This window comes from Rhodococcus sp. UNC363MFTsu5.1, assembly GCF_000686785.1.
GTDB classification, from domain to species: domain Bacteria; phylum Actinomycetota; class Actinomycetes; order Mycobacteriales; family Mycobacteriaceae; genus Rhodococcus_G; species Rhodococcus_G maanshanensis.
Window position 1 is genome coordinate 1 of sequence record NZ_JMLO01000042.1, and the last position, 16,131, is coordinate 16,131.

Consider the following 16,131-nt stretch of genomic DNA (forward strand, 5'->3'; position numbering starts at 1 on the left):
TATATCGTTGGCGCGCTTGAGTTCTCGATTCTCAGCCCGGAGCTTGCGGAGTTCCTCGGCCATGTCGCTGGTCACTCCGGGGCGCTTCCCTGCGTCGACCTGATCGCGACGAACCCAGTTCAGCAAGGTCTGTGCCGAACCGATGCCCAACTTGGCGGCCACCGACTCGATCGCTGCCCACTCCGACGAGTACTCGCCGCGCACCTCGGCGACCATTCGCACCGCCCGCTCACGCAGCTCGGCCGGGTACTTCCTCGAACCTGACATGACTCCATCCTTCACAAGAGATGAAGTCTCCGGACTCACCGGGGCGATTCACCTTCCGGATGCTCGAACAGTTGGCGAGAATGGGTTGGCTCCGTCGCAGGGGGGTCGAGTACGAACTCGGGGACAAGCTCGTCGAGATGGGCATACTCACCCTGTACCAGAACAAGTTTGACTACGTCGTCGCGCCGCTCCTGTACGAGTTGCACCGGATCACTGGTCACGCCGTGCACCTGGGCGTTCTCGACGGCACTGATGTGCTCTACCTACAAAAGATAGAGACCCAGTCCGGTCCCGTCCTCCAGACGCGCGTCGGCGGGCGAATACCAGCGAGGTCGTCGACGATCGGCAAGGCGTTACTCGCGGCCACCCCACGACCAAATGAGCCGTCCACGTGCGCCCGCTCAGACCTCGACAATGACCGCCCGCTGGGTGTCGCTTACGGAACCTGCAACACGGGTTTCAATTGTATTGGGGTGCACATAGGTTCGATGGGTGGAGCGGAAGTGGGGATGTCCGTCAGCGGCCCGATGCAACAAGTGAAACTCGACCTCTCACACGCCGCACCGGTGCGCCTCGCTGCTGCGGCCATCGCTCAGTACTTCGATTTGACCGGCGACATCCGCCGGCGCCTCGACGACGGATCCCCGTACTGAATCCACCCGTTTTCGGCGGCGATGGCCCGCCCACCTGGTGGTAGTCCGCTCAACGGCAGACGGAATTGCTATCCCGCCCGAACGGTTGGCAGCGTGTCGCGAGCCAGTCCGACTGGCTTGTCGGTGCATCCTTCCAGTCGCGTCCACGGTGATATCGACAACGGGCAGCGCCACGCGCCACCCGGGTTGCTACGCGTGGCTGTCGGCGGGCCTGACCAATTGAATGACTGCGCGACGCCGCGCTGAAATCGCAGTGACACAACGTTACTCATCCTCATTGCCTGAGAAAGGAGACAGACATGGGACGACTCGAAAACAAGATTGCCTTGATCACCGGAGGCGCCAGGGGAATGGGAGCCTCACATGTGAGGAGGTTTGTGGAGGAGGGAGCCAAGGTCATATTCGGCGATGTGCTCGAAGAGGAAGGCCGGGTGCTTCAGAAGGAACTTGGCGGTGATTGCACGTTTGTCCCGCACGACGTCACGAGCGAGGCCGGATGGTCCACGATCGTCGATCGTGCGACCACTGAGTTCGGAGGACTCGACATCCTGGTCAACAACGCCGGAATTCTGCGCTTCGACACCATCAATGACATGGACGTGGCCAGCTTCAAGAACTTGCTCGACGTCAATGTCGTCTCTCAGTGGATCGGTTTGAAGTATGCGAGTCGGGCGATGAAGCAGGGCGGGTCGATCGTGAATATTTCCTCGGTGAACGGGCTGGTCGGCGGCGCTGGCGTGTCGGCGTACAGTGCCAGCAAGTTCGCGATCCGCGGCATTACACGAAGCGCGGCGTTGGAACTGGCCGCGGCGAAGATCCGGGTCAATTCCGTTCACCCCGGGGCGGTGTCCACGCCCATGATCGGCAACAACTCCGTAGATGACCCCATCGACGAGAACCACATTATGTCGAAGCTGCCCATTCCGCGTTACGGCTCGACGGCGGAGGTCAGCAACCTCGTGCTCTTCCTTGCCAGTGACGAATCGAGCTATTGCACCGGAGGCGAGTACGTCATCGACGGAGGCATGACTGCCGGCGCGGGGTTCTGACCCGCGGCTCCGCAGGCGGATGGGATCCGGATGTTTTCTCGTGCAACGCATCCTAACCTGCGGAGCACCACGTCGACACAATCGCCATCATCGCGTACCTGTCGAGCAAGTGCCGTCGCGGTACTGGCCTGAATGCAGTGTTTGTTCGGGAACGCCATGAGTGGCTGTGCCCGGGTTCCCTTACCGCAATGTCTCTAGGAAGCTGAGCATGGCGGCATTGACTCGATCGGGCTCCTGCATCTGGACGAAATGGCCCGCACCGGGGATCAGGTGGATTTCCTTTAGCCCCGGAACCTGTTGCGCCATGGCTCCGAGTGGATCGGATCCCATCATCGAGAGCACCGGATCCCTTTGTCCCGCAATGAAAATAGTTGGTATCTCGATCAGTGTGTCGGCCCTGGCAGCATTCTGCTCCCACACGAGGTCGAGGGCGCGGTACCAGTTCAACCCGCCGTTGAACCCGGTGCGGGTGAACTCGGCCACGTAGTGCTCGAACTCCTCCTCTCTGAGCCACGGCCATGGCAGCTCGGGGGCTTCGGGCAGGACGTCCAGGTAGCCGTTGTCGTTCGTCGGATGCCCCCAGCATTGTAGGTAGCGGTCCACATCACTTAATGCCCACAGCACGCGGGCGAGGAATTCCCTGGGGCGGGCTGCAAGTTCTCGGTCAGCTGGCCCCGGCTGCTGGAAATAATGCATATGAAGAAAATGCTCGCGAGCCAGCGCCGCGTACGTGACGCTGGGGCGGATCGGAGAGCGGGGCGCCAAGGGGACGCTGAACTGGATGAGGCCGGCGATGCGTTCCGGCGCCCACCGCGGCAGGTCCCACACCAGGTTCGCGCCGAAGTCATGGCCGGCGAACACAGCCCGTTCGAGACCTAGTTCGTCAAGCAATGCCACGAGGTCAGCGACGGTGGTGGCCCGGTCGTATGCTGCGGGGTCGGCCGGGCGGTCGGACCGTCCGTAACCGCGCATGTCGGGAGCGATTGCACGCCAACCAGCATCCGCCAGGACAGGCAGCTGGTGTCGCCAGGAGTAGGACAGTCCCGGGAAGCCGTGGCAGAGCACCACAGGCATCCCGGCTCCCTGTTCTGTGACAGACATGTCAATGCCATTGAGTCTCAAAAGTGTTGTCGCGCAATGCATATTCTTCCCATCGGTTGACTATTAGATTGGGCTCGGATCCGAAATCGCGAGGTTCTTCCCGCTCAGGAACCCTGTTGCGCGGAGACCGATCCTGGCTAGTGGAGGGCACCCTCATGTCGGGCGCGGTCGAACACGGGTAGTGGGAGGCCTTCGCGCAAAGTGCGAGCCAACCCGGGGTCGGCGAGGTGCAGCCGGCCGATCGCGATCAGGTCGAATTCCCCGTCCGTCATGCGACGTTCGAGCGCGGCTATGTTGTCTAGGGGCGGCGCCATACCATCGATTCGGCTGTCGCGCAGAGATTTTCCAATCCCAACGCTGCCCACTGCCATCGTTATGGCGCCGGTGACCTTCTTCGCCCAACCGGCTAGGGACAGTTGGCTGCCCTCGAAGGCGGGGAGGTCGAAGCGGCGGATACTCGCGTCCAGGATATCGACTCCCGCATCGACCAGGGCGCCGAGTAGGAAGCCCAATTCCTCGGGTGTCTTCGCGATCTGCGCCGTGTAGTCCTGCTGTTTGTGCTGGGAGAACCGGTAGATGATGGGGACCTCGTCGCCGACCTCCGCGCGGATCGCCTTGACGACCTCGGCCGGGAAGCGGGTGCGGCGCTCGAGGTCGCCGCCCCACGCATCGTCGCGCTTGTTTGTCCCCGCCCAGAGGAACGAGTCCAGCAGGTAACCGTGGCCGCCGTGCAGGGCGACGCCGTCGAACCCGACCTCCATCGCGTTGGCAGCCGCGCGCGCGAATGCCGCGATGACGTCGGCGATGTCCTGGTCGGTCATCGGCTCGGTGGCGCGCTGTGCCCACGCCACATACTCATCGGAGTATGAGGTGGTGCCGAGTGTGCCCCAAACGCCAGACGGACGCATCTGCTTCACGGCCGGGTCAACCTTGCCCATCGCCCCCCACAAGGGTCCGACATGCCAGAGCTGCGGGATGATCTTGCCGCCCGCGTCGTGCACCGCCTCGGTCACCTGGCGCCAACCCGCGAGAGCGGACTGACCCCGCAGCAGAGGAACATTCGGGTCATCCACGGCGCTGGGGTGATCGATGGCGACTCCCTCGGTCACGATTAACCCCGTACCGCCCTCGGCCCGGCGGCGGTAGTAGTCGGCCACGTCGAGCCCAGGGACGCCAGCCGTCGAGTATGACCGGGTCATCGGGGACATGACGATACGGTTCGCGAGAGTAAGCGAGCGTACTTCGAGCGGTCGAAACAGGGGCGAGAGTTCGGGCGGACCCATATGACAGTTTTCGGACATCATTGCGCTTTCTGGGACGGCGGTGGGCATCGATGTGTTGGTCTCGCCGAAGTGCTGCATAGGCATTCGACACCAGGGAAGAAGGCCTCAACGGAAGGCGACGACACCACGGATGCCGATTGGCAACTGTCATCAGAGGCATAGTTCGGATGCAAATGATGATTCCGCTGAGAGGAATTGTGACCGGTGGATGAACTCGAGAATCGCCCACTATCTCGACGATGGGAAGTCTGGGGTCAGGTCCAGCTCGACATGTCATCTAACTGGGAGGAACCAACGATGAGCCCCACATCCACACAGTCCGACGAGGTTCGCGTCATCGAGCAAGGAGAGCCACCGGCCCGTTTCGCGCGTGGCTGGCACTGCCTGGGCCTAATCGAGGATTTCAAAGACGGTAAGCCGCACTCGGTGGAGGCGTTCGGGACCAAGCTCGTGGTGTTCGCCGACAGCAACGGTGACATCAAGATCCTCGATGCCTACTGCAGGCACATGGGCGGCGACCTGAGCCAGGGCACCGTCAAGGGCGACTCGATCGCCTGCCCGTTCCACGACTGGCGCTGGGGCGGCAACGGCAAGTGCACCGGCATCCCCTACGCCCGCCGGGTTCCGCCGCTGGCCCGCACCCGCACCTGGCCGACCATGGAGCAGGACGAGCTGCTGTTCGTGTGGAACGACCCCGAGGGCAACCCGCCGCCCGCCGACGTGACGATCCCGCAGATGTGCCCCGAGGGCACGGAGTGGACCGACTGGGTGTGGAAGTCGATCGTCATCGACACCAACTGCCGCGAGATCATCGACAACGTCGTCGACATGGCGCACTTCTTCTACGTGCACTACTCGTTCCCCACCTACTTCAAGAACATCTTCGAGGGGCACGTCGCAATCCAGGAACAGAACGGAATCAGCCGCGGGGACATCACCGAGTGGACTGACCCCGATGTCCCGAAGCTGCTGGGAAACCGATCAGTGGCGGCATACTACGGTCCCTCGTTCATGATCGACGACCTGGTTTACGAGTATGAGAACTTCGAGGTGGAGTCGATCCTGATCAACTGCCACTACCCAGTCAGCTCGAATCAGTTCGTGCTCATGTACGGCATCAAGGTCAAGAAGACCGAACAAGTGCCGGCCGAGATAGCCGACCAGATGGTGCAGGCAATGATCGGCTACATCGGCACCGGATTCGAGCAGGACATTGAGATCTGGAAGAACAAGACCCGGATCGACAACCCCCTGCTCACCAACGAGGACGGCCCCGTCTACCAGCTACGCCGCTGGTACGAGCAGTTCTACGTCGACGTCGCGGACGTCAAGCCGGAGATGGTGGACCGTTTCGAGTTCGAGCTCGACACCACCAAGCCGGTCGATGCGTGGAAGCAGGAGGTGGCCGACAACCTCGCCCGCCGCGCTGTTCCCGCTGGACAGTCGGTGTAGCAATGCAGCCAGTCGATTGCGCCCGGTGCGCGAGCCAAGTCCTAGTAGACAAGAACAGTTGGCATCACACGTCCGTCCAGTGGACGGCGGACGCACGAGCAGCGTGTGAGGAACTGGGATCCGACTCGCGCGTACATACCGCGCACGCTCGGAGTTGCCCCGCGATACGGGAATCGATCGGACGAGCCGCTATCGAGGGACGAATTGCTGTCCCCAATGATGCCTCTCTCGATTTCGAGGAACCCACGATTCCTGCAGGCGCCCACTGGTAGCTCGTCGAGCAGTGGACATTCAATCTCCGGGATCTAGCACCGAATTGATGCCATGCGAGGTGGCAGCCATTTCCGCTGGACTGCCACCTCGCTCAACGTTCGGCTCGGCCCGGATTTGTCGAGCCGACCAGGCCTCCAGTGACGCCACGGCTCAGAGCAGGTGCCGTGCGGGAGGCGAAGCCACTTCGCCTCCAGTTGCCGCGCTGCCCCCTCGTCGCGGCAGTGAAATCCACTGGATTCCGTGGCACGACCTCGACCACATCGCGGAAGTGGACATCCGTAGCCGTCGGGGGAGCGGCACTCGGCCCCAGTCTGGATGCAAATTGCGCCGCAATCATGTCGAAGATGCGCCGAATCGGGCCAGCGAGGCCACGTTGAGGGGAATCGGCCTCGGAAACTCGGCAGCGGGTCCAATTGGTAAACCCTAACCGCGTTGATGGGTGAACACCCCATGGATGGATGGAGTGGATGGATGGATGGAAAATGGAGGGGTGTTCACCTATGTCGGTTCGGTCTGGGCTGTAAGCGGATTGGATAGGTTAACCAGTCGGTGATCACACTTGGCGAGGTCTCCAAATCACACGAATCTGGATGCGTTCCAGCTTGTGCGCGACGGTGGGTGAACCATCCGAGTGACCTGTCAAGGTCAGTGGATGGCCGTCGGCACTGCTGGCTGGGACAGCCCCGGCTCGAGTGCGATGGCGCCTCGATGGGACAAGCCCGGCGGGCGCGCGCGCAGGGATGTCCTGGACGATCATCAACCGCGACGGTCATGGGTACACGGTGCATTCGGGCGGCACCGGCGGCTTCGAGGGCGTCATCATGTTGGCCTGAGCCCAGGCCGAGAGATCGTCATGCACACGTTGAAGGCCAGCATCACCGCGGCGAGACCGCACCATACGATCGGCAGGCCGTGAGCACGGTCCCGGCGAGTCGCCGAGGTCGGGAAGCCACCGCTATAGCCGATGATGCGGCGTGTGCGCCAGCGATTGCTGCGTGGCACCAGCCATGGAAAAGACGGCCAGCAGCAGGATCACAGGGATTCCTGCCGCAACAGCTTCACACCGGATCCAGCAGCTCAAGACCAGGCGCGGCGCCGGGTCATCCGGAGAGGGGTCGCGGCGCCCGCGGCGGCGCGCCGAACAGGGTGGCGGTGAATGCCGGTGCCAGCCCGCGCACCAATTCATCAGCGGGCATCGAGGCCGTTGGTTCGAGTCGCAGGAGGTAGCGGGCGTGGATGACGCCGAGCGCTTGCGCGGCGAACAGTCCGGCGCGGGCGCGCGCCCCAGTGCCGCCGAGCTGATCGGCCAGCACGGTGACGAGTTCACGGTCGATCATCTCCCTGATCAGCCGGGCCAGATCCTCGTCGTGAGCGGCGGCGGTGAGCAGTAGGCGAATCGTACCGCCGCGCTGCGGATCGTCCCAGGTGGAGACCAGGGCCGTCAGCACGCGGGCGGCCAGTCCCACCGGGGGACCGGGCAGTGCCCCGGTTAACAGGTCCGCCGGGTTCGCCGGCAGCGCCATGGCCGCAGCGAAAAGTCCACGCTTGGAACCGAAGAAATAGCTGATCAGCGCCGCGTCTACGCCGGCATCGGCCGCGAGGGAACGCATCGTCACCTTGACGTAGCCCTCGGCGAGAAACCGTCGACGCGCGACCTCGAGGATGTCGCGCCGGGTGTCGGGCGCACCGAAGCGGCGGCCTCGGGGTCCGGGTTTATTCATCACCGTTGATTCTAGGCAGCGGTGCGATCCACAGTGGGCGTACCGCACCGACGAGACAGGGGAAATCGATGAGCATGTCCAACCTTCGCCGACCGGCGGCATTGCGCCGGGCCGGCCACCGGATCGCCAACCTGATCCGGCCCGGCGTCGACATCGTGCCCGCCCCCGACGTCCGCGCCGACTACGACGTGGCGGTTCCGGTTCGTGATGGAACGGTGTTGCGGATCAATGTCTTTCACCCCGATTTGGCGGGCCCGCATCCGGTGATCATGTCCGCGCACCCATACGGCAAGGACCGCATCCCCGCCCGCGGCAGGAACCGGCGCGCGGTCTCGGGCCAGTACCGGCTGATGCCGCAGCCCGCCCGCGTCCGGTTCAGTGAGCTGACCAGCTGGGAGGCGCCCGACCCGCAGATCTGGACGGAGCACGGGTTCGTCGTGGTCAATGCGGATCTTCGCGGCGGTGGCACCTCCGAGGGCGTCGGCTCGCTGTTCACCGACAGCGAGGCACAGGACTACTACGACCTCATCGAATGGGTTGCGGCACAACCGTGGTGCACCGGCCGTGTGGGTCTGGACGGTGTATCCTATCTGGCCCTGAGCCAGTACCGGGTGGCCGCGCTCCGCCCGCCTCACCTGGCTGCCCTGTGTGTCTGGGAGGGCTTCTCCGATTTCTATCGAGATTTCGCCTACCCCGGAGGAGTTCGCTAGGACGGCTTCAGCGTCTTCTGGAGCAAGGCCACCGCCCGCGAGGCCCGCGTCACGGACGACATCCGCGCCGAGATCCTGCGTCGCCCCGACCGTGACGACTGGTATGCCGACCGCACACCGGATCTGGCCCGCATCACCGCCCCCATGCTGGTGTGTGCCTCCTTCTCTGACCACAGCCTGCACAGCCGTGGCAGCTTCGAGGCGTTCCGGCGGGCCGGGTCCGAGCGCAAGTGGCTCTACACCCACCGCGACGGCAAGTGGTCGCACTACTACGGCGCGGAGGCCACTGCCGAGCGAATTCGCTTCTTCGATCACGTCTTGCGCGACGCCGACAATGGGTGGGACCGCCGACCCGCGGTCCGCATCGCCGTTCACGAGCAGGGTCAGCACCCTGCCGAGATCCAATACGCAGACGACTGGCCGCCCCGGGACGTCGAGACCACCACCCTTCACTTGCGTGCTGACGGCCTGCTGTCCGACGACCCCGGGTCAACCGACGGACAACGTTCCTTCCGCTCGCGCGGTCGCCGCCCCCTGGCCTGGACCTGGACCGCGCCCACCGATCTGGACATCCTGGGAGCGTCCGCTCTGCGCCTGCACATATCCCTCACCGACGCGGAGGACCTCAACCTCTTCGCAGTCCTCCGCAAATTTCGCAACGGCCAAGAGATCTGCTTCGAAGGCTCCTACGGCTTCAATGCCGATGTCGTCACCAAGGGATGGCAGCGCCTGGCCCACCAAACTCTCGATCCGGCTCTGTCCACCCCGCTGCAACCGGTCCACATCCATCACAAGCCCGAACCCCTCACCCCGGGTCACCCCACCCTCATCGACTTGGCCCTGCTGCCCCACGCCACCCGTCTGCGGCGCGGCGAACAACTTCGCCTGGAGCTCAGTGGCCGCTGGCCCTTCTCCCGTGACCCCTTGCGCGGCCAGTTTCCCGCCTGGTACCACCAATCCCCGAACACCGCCTGCACCATCCACACCGGCCCCGGCACCCCGAGCACCCTGACCCTTACTTGGCGGCCAGTCGCATCGAATTAACCACCGCCGCAGTGGCTTCAGTGCACCTCTGACCCGAACAGTCACCCGCGTGAGGTCTTCGAAGGTGATTGCGAAGGCGCTCAGGGCTGGCTTCCACTTCATCGCCCATCGTTATGAGAGGCCTCGCCACCCCATGCGGTGAGTGGCGAGGCCGCCGCCGCTGGCTGGGACCGGAAACGGCGAGGCAGGACGATAGGCGACCACGGTCGAGGCGCGCTTCGATACTCAGCGAATTCTCAGAAAGCGCGTTGGGGGCGGCGAACGCCGTTCTCTCAACCGCTTGTGGCCGCGGCAAGCCGCCGCGTGTCGGGGCGGTGCTGTTCCAGGACTCGGGAGCGAACTAGTCCCGGTAGATCGGTCCGAGCCGGACTCGGCTGCCCGTGCCGACGGAGATGGGTTCTGTAACCCGCTGAGTGTCCGCGCGCACGGCACCGGGCTGGTCCCCGGCCGTGCGCGCGGTCGGTGGACCGGAGGTGCGCGATGCCCTTGGTCGATAGGAATGGCGATACCATCAGCGCCGATCAGGGTATGAGCGTGGGCCCCGCCGCTATCCATGACGGCGAGGCCCACGTGCCGTCCCGCTCAAGCTCCTGACCGGGGCAGCGGGGAGGACGGTAGGTGGCCCGCGCGCGGGTGCGCCACGATACTCAGCGAATTCTCAGCAAAAGCCCAACAGGCGGGGCGGGGGAATACGCAGCCTGGTTGTTGGACCGCGCGTGCACGGCGTTGGCCGCACTCCCATCGGCCGTGCATGCCTGTGAAAGGCCGCCAGTGGGTGGGGACGCCGACGGCCTCGCTCATGAAACGAGCCCTGCCGAATGTCACGCATCCGGCAGGGCTCGTGTGCCACACACAGGGGGATGGGAGTGGCACATTCTGGAAATCGGGGATTCAGAGCGTCGCGTTACGCGGAGTAGGGCGCGGCAGTGCTTCCCCGAATGCGACTCGCGTCACGCCGGTATGGGAAACGGCCTCGCCACCCAATTCGGGTGGGTGGCGAGGCCAACGCGCCGTCCCGCCCCATCTCCTGACCGGGATAGCGGGGAGGACAGTAGGTGGCCCACGCGCTGGCGCGCCACGATACTCAGCGAATTCTCAGTAAAGTCCCACGGGCTGGGCGGGGGAGGCGCAGCCTGGTTGCGGGACCAGGCGCTGTCTCAAACAGCAAGTTGCGAAAAGACTCTGGCAAACCCTGCGCGTCGGCCGGACCAACCGACTCGGCAACGCAGTCACTGCCTTTCTCATCGGGTGAAAGTGGCGTTCAATCCAGTACGCGACGAGTCGAGTCGCCTGGGTCGGCTTGCCGGGCGGCCGGTGCGCCGGCGATCCCCGCGATCGTCCTGCCGTGTCGACCCTACAAGCGCCTGTTGTGGATCACGTAGGGGACGGTCTCGGTGATCGCGATGACCGCGAGGAGGGCAACCATTGGCCACGGGCCGCGGTCGAGCACGCCGACGATGAGGACCGCACCTCCGAGCACCAAAGAAAAACCGAGTCCGTCAAACAGATCGAACCGACGCGGCCGCACCGGCGGCGAACCCAACATCGGAATCCGGTGACCGGCATTCGCATGCAGCGTCCGCGCTTTCGACACGCCCACGCATCCCATGCCGACGACGACCTCGAGAATGCCGACTATCCATGCGACCGGGGCACCCGGAGTCGCCATCAACGAGTAGATGAACGCTCCCTGGCCAAGCACCATCGCGGGCACTACTTGCCACCACGGCGCATCCATCGGCGGGTCGTCGCGCACCTGCACCTCTACGGGCCGCATCGGCGGCAGCTCACTCATTGGCCTCCTCTGTCACGCTTGCTGCCCCGTGACAGCAACGCGAAGCCGCTGGACCCGTCCATCGTCCACAGCAGCCGAGCTCGGCCGGAACGTCAGTTGAGTCCTGCGTAGGAGTGCAGGCCCGAGACGACGAAGTTGATGGCGAACATGTTGAACAGTGTCGTGGCGAGTGCTGCGACATTGATCCAGGACGCGCGAAGGCTTCCCCATCCGCTGGTAGCTCGGGCGTGCAAGTAGGCGGCGTACAGCACCCATGCGATGAAAGAGACGGTTTCCTTCGGATCCCAGCCCCAGAAGCGCCCCCATGCGGCCTCGGCCCAGATCGCACCACACATGACCCCGATGGTGTAGAGCGGGAAGCCGACGATGGTTGTGCGGTAGGCGACACGATCGAGCAGTTCCGCGGAAGGAAGCCGGTTGGCGAACCACGCCAGCGGGCCGCGGGCGCTGTCGCGTCCGTGGACGGCGATGACGTGGAGCAGGCTCGCTGTGCTGGCGAAGGTGAGGATCCCGCACGCGGACACGATGATTGTGACGTGGATTGCGATCCAATAGGAGCGCAACGCCGGCACGACGGGAGCTGCTTCGTTGTACATCGCTGCTGCCGCGATGAACAGGAGTATGACCACCGGAGCGAGGACGAACACCGTGAGGTTGCGGATCGGGTACTGCCGCACTGCGAGCAGCCAGCACGCCATGATCGCTGCACACAGGAACAGTGCGTACTCGTAGAGGTTGCCCAGCGGCCACCGGCCGGCCGCCATGCCACGGAGGGCGATCGCGGCCACGTTCAGTGTCAGGGCAACGAGCGTGACCGCGATGGCGGCGCGTCCGGCTCGCTCGCTTGGCGGGCGGATACTGTCCGTGGCCGAAATCCGTCCCGGCGCATCCGAGGTCGGTGCTCCGACAGCGACCACTACCCGGGCCTGGGCGTCCGCCGCGACTCGGCGGCGAACCGACGTGCCGCCAAAGTCGAAGGCCGAAAGAACCAGTGCAAGAACATAGATGGCAAACGCGGACGCAAACGCGTAGTCGCTGTACTGCGCCAACGTGGTGTTGACCGGCATGAGCCCCCCTGTGACTTTTCGTCTACTACGGTGGATCGTAGAGGATTGCCGGTTCGGATTTGACCCGCGCAGTCGCCACTGCCCTTATATCTCGATCATCCCGAATCGACGCATTCCGGTCACTATCCGACCCTGAAGCACGATCGGCCCACTCAGGGAGCGGTATTCGACTTGTCGCCCGTCGTCCGCCACGATCGAACAACGACTGATGGATGTGGTGTGTCTACGAGCTGGGAGGGTTTAGAGTGCCGTTCGTCGAGACTGCTAGTGGTTCGGTGTTTTACGAGGATTCGGGTGGCGACGGTCCGGCCGTCATCGTTTCGCATGGCTTCCTGATGGACCACAGCATGTTTGATGCGCAGGCCGAGGCGTTGAGCGACTACCGGCTGATTCGGTGGGACACTCGTCACCACGGTCAGAGCAAGACGGCAGCCACGGCCTATAGCTTCTGGGATCAGGCCCGCGACGGCCTGGCGATCCTCGAGCACCTGGGGGTCGACAGTGCTGTGTTCGGTGGGCACTCTCAGGGTGGGTTCATTGCTCTGCGTATGGCCTTGCTGGAGCCTACGGCGTGCCGGGGGCTGCTGCTGCTCGGAACGGCGGCCGGTGCGTACACGGACCTCGAGCGTGAGGGCTATCGCCGAGTGTTCACGCAGTGGACCGAGGGGGTAGGGCATGAGGAATTCGAGCCGATGGTGTGGGCGCTGGCATCGTCGATGATTGGCGGTGTCCGGGAGCTCCACCAGGCTCCGTGGTGTGATCGGTGGCTTGCGCGGGACTGGTCGACTTTCTCCCCGGCCATCGGCTGCCTGGTCGAGCACGACTCGGTGGAAGAGTTGCTCGGACAGATCCGGTGTCCGGCACTGGTGGTGCGGGGATCGGCCGATCAAGCGTTCTCGGAGGATTCGGTCAACGAGATGATCGCGAGGCTGGGTGGGGTCACCGAGTCCCGGGTTATCGACCAGTTGTCGCATGGAGCGGCGATCACCCATCCGGAACTGGTGAATCCGATTCTCGAGCGGTGGCTTTCTCAGCTCCCGGTGGGGCCACCCAAATACGCGTAGACCTACGTCATCGGATGGGGTGGCGCAGGCTGCCGTCGGCATACGCGGCGGATGATGATCGATTCGTGAGCCCAGCGGAGTCCGAGAGGTCGGCCGGCATCATGTCGGCGCCGGGCCAAGCCATGCACCGGTCCCGGCAGGAAGTCGTGAATTCCGTTGTTGCCGTGGTTGTGCCGGCGGAAGCTCGGTGTCACGAGAAACCCGGTTCGGGACAGTGCGCGCGGTGATCGGCGGACGTGCCGGTCACGAGATTGATCATGGAGGGGTGTTCATCAATATCGGAGCGTGTTGAGCCGCATGTGAACTAGATAGGTTGACCAGTCGGTAATCACACTTAGTGAGGGCTTCAGGTCACAGGACATCGCAATCAATCCGTCTGGATCCGCCGCCGGTCGTACGCTGCGATCTGTGAGCGCTTACCACAACTACGAAATCTCGACCATCCAGCTCGGTCCTTACGACGATCTCGCGAAGCTGACGGCGGATCTGGCGAATCACGCCTCGACTGCGGCCGCTCTCGCCTGGCAAGCTGAGGGCCAGGTTGTCGTCTCCATCTCGCACTCCATCACATGGATCGCCGGAAAGCTCTTCGGCACTGTGCTCCTTACAACCGACGAGCAAACTCCCAACTGACGAGTCGGCGATAGGGCCACACTCCGCGTTCGAGAACCGACCGTTATCCGCTGATGAAACGAGTCACGGACCCGCAGTTCGGGAACCCGGCAGCGGGTCCAATTGGCGAACGCAACGGGCGTTGATGGGTGAACACCCGGATGGTGGATGGATGGTGGATGGATGGAATGGAGGGGTGTTCACCAATGGCGGGTCGCGATGGGCTCCAGGCGGATTGACTAGGTTGACCAGTTGGTAATCACACTTAAGGACGCCTCCAGATCACACAGATCTAGATGAATTCCAGGGTTCATGTCGCATGACGTCCGAGGGGCCTAAGTTCCCTGGACTGACGCCACGAGATTGAGCTGGCCAATTGGTTAGGTGTGCTCACGCCTCACGTCGTGACTGTCGAGCCGCGGAGCAGCGACCGCGGTCGAGAGGTCGGCGCCGACCCGCAGCCGACGATCCCGCGATCGGGAGCCAGCAACTCGCAATCTGGTGAGGCGAGAACGGATCAGTCTCGGGGTGGACACCCACGCAAACCGGCAACGATGTCACCGGCGAGCAACTGGTGGTCCGTGAGAACTGACACACTCCGACGGCCACGGCCGTGGCCGACGGTGCGCAATCGCCGGGAACCAGTTGAACGGGTGCTGCGTCCGCTGCACTTCAGCGGCGCCCGTCGACTGCCCAGCGTAACTCCACTGCGCTGAACTGGGTAAATGACACGTCCCGCACTCATCAGAAGATGTGCTCGTGCCAGACACTTGGGCGCCGGCATCACTCGACGTCGTCGACCACGGCAGGGATGAAAGAACTTGGAGAACGCGATAAATCGGCCACGTTGTGTTGACTCGCGATGATCGTTGGGGGACGAGCAGTTTGCCGAGAGCACGGCTGTTGGGACGAGAAGGGGGTAGGGGGGAAGGCGGTCTCCGAGACCGCAGGTGCCTGCTCTGGGCGGATCATTTCCATCGGTACATGGAGCTGCTGAGGTGTGTCCTCCGCGATCTTCCAAACATCCGAAAATGGAAGGGAGTCATGGTGATTCGCAATTCTAAATGGGCAGCGGTGATCGTGGCGTGTGCTGGCGCCGCCGGAATCGGACTGGGGGTTCCGTCCGCCAGCGCGGAGAGCTTGAGGCCATATCCGCCCGATTTTCGGCCAGTATTACCGCTACCTCTACTTAGACGGAGCACGGTGAACGGCCGATGCCGATACCGTTGAGCGCGAGCTGGCTACCGACCGACGAGGGGGTGTCGATGCAGGACAGCTCTCACCAGTACCGCGGAGGGGCAGCCGCCTTTGGACGATAGGACCCGTCCAGACCGCGAGGACCTCAACGGTGCCAGTCATGCGGTCCAGGTGGTGAGATGCTTGGCAGCGGTTCCATTGTTACCGAGCTGGTAGACGCTGATTGCGGCCGGCCAGAACGTCAGCGAGTCGAAGGTCTCGGCCTCCATCTTCGTCAGGTCGCTCAGCTTGGACATTCCGACAGTGATGTGGGCAAGGTAGTTTTCGCCGCTGTGCTCGGGAACGTAGTGCTCGATGTAGTCGATGGTTTGCTCGTTGATGTCGGGCTCGGTTTCCGTGCGTATGTACGCCTGGGCGGTGCCATTGCTTTCGGTATAGGGGCGGATTGCTTCGATGAGATTTGCCTGGAAGTCGAGGACCCCGGGGCCCGGTTTCACGATGATCGCCGCAAGTCCGGCGTCTGGGTAATCGTCGATGTCCATGTGCGCCAGGCCTACTGCGGTGAAAGTGAGTGCGCTCGTGTCGAGCGTTTCCAGCACGGTCCGTATCGCGTCGAAGACACTGTCGAGATCGGCGGTGCGCACGTATCGCTGCAGAACAGTGATGTGCGGTTGGTGATTGTCATCGAGAGCGAACCCCGGGGGCGACGGGATGCTTGCGAGCAGGCGGTCATTGATTGACTTCGCTCGTGTGAGCATTGCGTCATCGGGCTTGATGAGGATGTCGATGGCTGTCAGGTTGTTCATTCGCCCCTCGCTTCGGTGAGTACGGTGTTCCGGTCGT

At 63.7% G+C, this 16,131-nt stretch carries 12 protein-coding genes and 1 pseudogene; 6 read left to right on the forward strand and 7 right to left on the reverse strand.

Annotated elements, in window-relative coordinates:
• Window positions 1–267 (reverse strand): transposase (locus tag BR31_RS0124010; protein WP_027503216.1); only part of this gene is annotated, 267 nt, incomplete at its 3' end.
• A gap of 20 nt (window positions 268–287) precedes the next feature.
• Between BR31_RS0124010 and BR31_RS29870 the strand changes: the two genes are divergently transcribed.
• Window positions 288–920 carry an IclR family transcriptional regulator gene (locus BR31_RS29870; RefSeq protein WP_051637699.1) on the forward strand — a complete coding sequence of 211 codons (633 nt, stop codon included), beginning with the start codon at window positions 288–290 and terminating at the stop codon, window positions 918–920.
• A gap of 299 nt (window positions 921–1,219) precedes the next feature.
• Window positions 1,220–1,969 carry a glucose 1-dehydrogenase gene (locus tag BR31_RS0124020; protein WP_027503217.1) on the forward strand — a complete coding sequence of 250 codons (750 nt, stop codon included), beginning with the start codon at window positions 1,220–1,222 and terminating at the stop codon, window positions 1,967–1,969.
• A gap of 180 nt (window positions 1,970–2,149) precedes the next feature.
• On the opposite strand, the gene BR31_RS0124025 is transcribed toward BR31_RS0124020, so the two are convergent.
• A complete protein-coding gene (locus BR31_RS0124025) occupies window positions 2,150–3,112 on the reverse strand; it encodes an alpha/beta fold hydrolase (RefSeq protein WP_027503218.1) in 963 nt (320 codons plus the stop codon).
• 95 nt (window positions 3,113–3,207) lie between these two features.
• Window positions 3,208–4,353, reverse strand: a complete 1,146-nt coding sequence (locus tag BR31_RS0124030) for an oxidoreductase (protein WP_027503219.1) — start codon at window positions 4,351–4,353, stop codon at window positions 3,208–3,210.
• A gap of 297 nt (window positions 4,354–4,650) precedes the next feature.
• Here BR31_RS0124030 and BR31_RS0124035 point away from each other — a divergent pair, with 297 nt between their 5' ends.
• Complete coding sequence (locus BR31_RS0124035; RefSeq protein WP_027503220.1) at window positions 4,651–5,805, forward strand: 3-ketosteroid-9-alpha-monooxygenase, oxygenase component; 1,155 nt, start codon at window positions 4,651–4,653, stop codon at window positions 5,803–5,805.
• Between the two features lie 1,373 nt (window positions 5,806–7,178).
• On the opposite strand, the gene BR31_RS0124045 is transcribed toward BR31_RS0124035, so the two are convergent.
• Window positions 7,179–7,799 carry a TetR/AcrR family transcriptional regulator gene (locus BR31_RS0124045; protein ID WP_027503221.1) on the reverse strand — a complete coding sequence of 207 codons (621 nt, stop codon included), beginning with the start codon at window positions 7,797–7,799 and terminating at the stop codon, window positions 7,179–7,181.
• Between the two features lie 74 nt (window positions 7,800–7,873).
• Here BR31_RS0124045 and BR31_RS32335 point away from each other — a divergent pair.
• Window positions 7,874–9,553: pseudogene (locus tag BR31_RS32335) on the forward strand (CocE/NonD family hydrolase).
• A 1,354-nt stretch (window positions 9,554–10,907) separates the two neighbouring features.
• On the opposite strand, the gene BR31_RS30770 reads toward BR31_RS32335, so the two are convergent.
• Together BR31_RS30770 and ccsB are read right to left on the reverse strand one after the other, a co-directional pair.
• Window positions 10,908–11,348, reverse strand: coding sequence for a hypothetical protein (locus tag BR31_RS30770; RefSeq protein ID WP_027503222.1), 441 nt, complete (start codon window positions 11,346–11,348; stop codon window positions 10,908–10,910).
• A 92-nt stretch (window positions 11,349–11,440) separates the two neighbouring features.
• Window positions 11,441–12,415, reverse strand: coding sequence for a c-type cytochrome biogenesis protein CcsB (ccsB, locus tag BR31_RS0124060; protein ID WP_027503223.1), 975 nt, complete (start codon window positions 12,413–12,415; stop codon window positions 11,441–11,443).
• A 245-nt stretch (window positions 12,416–12,660) separates the two neighbouring features.
• Between ccsB and BR31_RS29885 the strand changes: the two genes are divergently transcribed.
• Together BR31_RS29885 and BR31_RS0124070 are read left to right on the forward strand one after the other, a co-directional pair.
• Window positions 12,661–13,479 (forward strand): alpha/beta fold hydrolase, encoded by an 819-nt coding sequence (locus BR31_RS29885; protein WP_037178097.1) that lies wholly within the window; start codon window positions 12,661–12,663, stop codon window positions 13,477–13,479.
• Window positions 13,480–13,887: 408 nt separating this feature from the next.
• Window positions 13,888–14,112, forward strand: a complete 225-nt coding sequence (locus tag BR31_RS0124070; protein WP_027503224.1) for a hypothetical protein — start codon at window positions 13,888–13,890, stop codon at window positions 14,110–14,112.
• Between the two features lie 1,334 nt (window positions 14,113–15,446).
• Here the strand turns inward: BR31_RS0124070 and BR31_RS0124075 are convergent.
• Window positions 15,447–16,094 carry a hypothetical protein gene (locus BR31_RS0124075; protein ID WP_027503225.1) on the reverse strand — a complete coding sequence of 216 codons (648 nt, stop codon included), beginning with the start codon at window positions 16,092–16,094 and terminating at the stop codon, window positions 15,447–15,449.
• Window positions 16,095–16,131 lie beyond the last annotated feature (37 nt).

What these genes read in the sequence shown, in the direction of transcription:
- BR31_RS29870 (WP_051637699.1), top strand. Translation starts at nt 288, where the DNA reads ATGAAGTCTCCGGACTCACCGGGGCGATTCACCTTCCGGATGCTCGAA.
- BR31_RS0124020 (WP_027503217.1), top strand. Translation starts at nt 1,220, where the DNA reads ATGGGACGACTCGAAAACAAGATTGCCTTGATCACCGGAGGCGCCAGG.
- BR31_RS0124025 (WP_027503218.1), bottom strand. Translation starts at nt 3,112, where the DNA reads ATGCATTGCGCGACAACACTTTTGAGACTCAATGGCATTGACATGTCT.
- BR31_RS0124030 (WP_027503219.1), bottom strand. Translation starts at nt 4,353, where the DNA reads ATGGGTCCGCCCGAACTCTCGCCCCTGTTTCGACCGCTCGAAGTACGC.
- BR31_RS0124035 (WP_027503220.1), top strand. Translation starts at nt 4,651, where the DNA reads ATGAGCCCCACATCCACACAGTCCGACGAGGTTCGCGTCATCGAGCAA.
- BR31_RS0124045 (WP_027503221.1), bottom strand. Translation starts at nt 7,799, where the DNA reads ATGAATAAACCCGGACCCCGAGGCCGCCGCTTCGGTGCGCCCGACACC.
- BR31_RS30770 (WP_027503222.1), bottom strand. Translation starts at nt 11,348, where the DNA reads ATGAGTGAGCTGCCGCCGATGCGGCCCGTAGAGGTGCAGGTGCGCGAC.
- ccsB (WP_027503223.1), bottom strand. Translation starts at nt 12,415, where the DNA reads ATGCCGGTCAACACCACGTTGGCGCAGTACAGCGACTACGCGTTTGCG.
- BR31_RS0124075 (WP_027503225.1), bottom strand. Translation starts at nt 16,094, where the DNA reads ATGAACAACCTGACAGCCATCGACATCCTCATCAAGCCCGATGACGCA.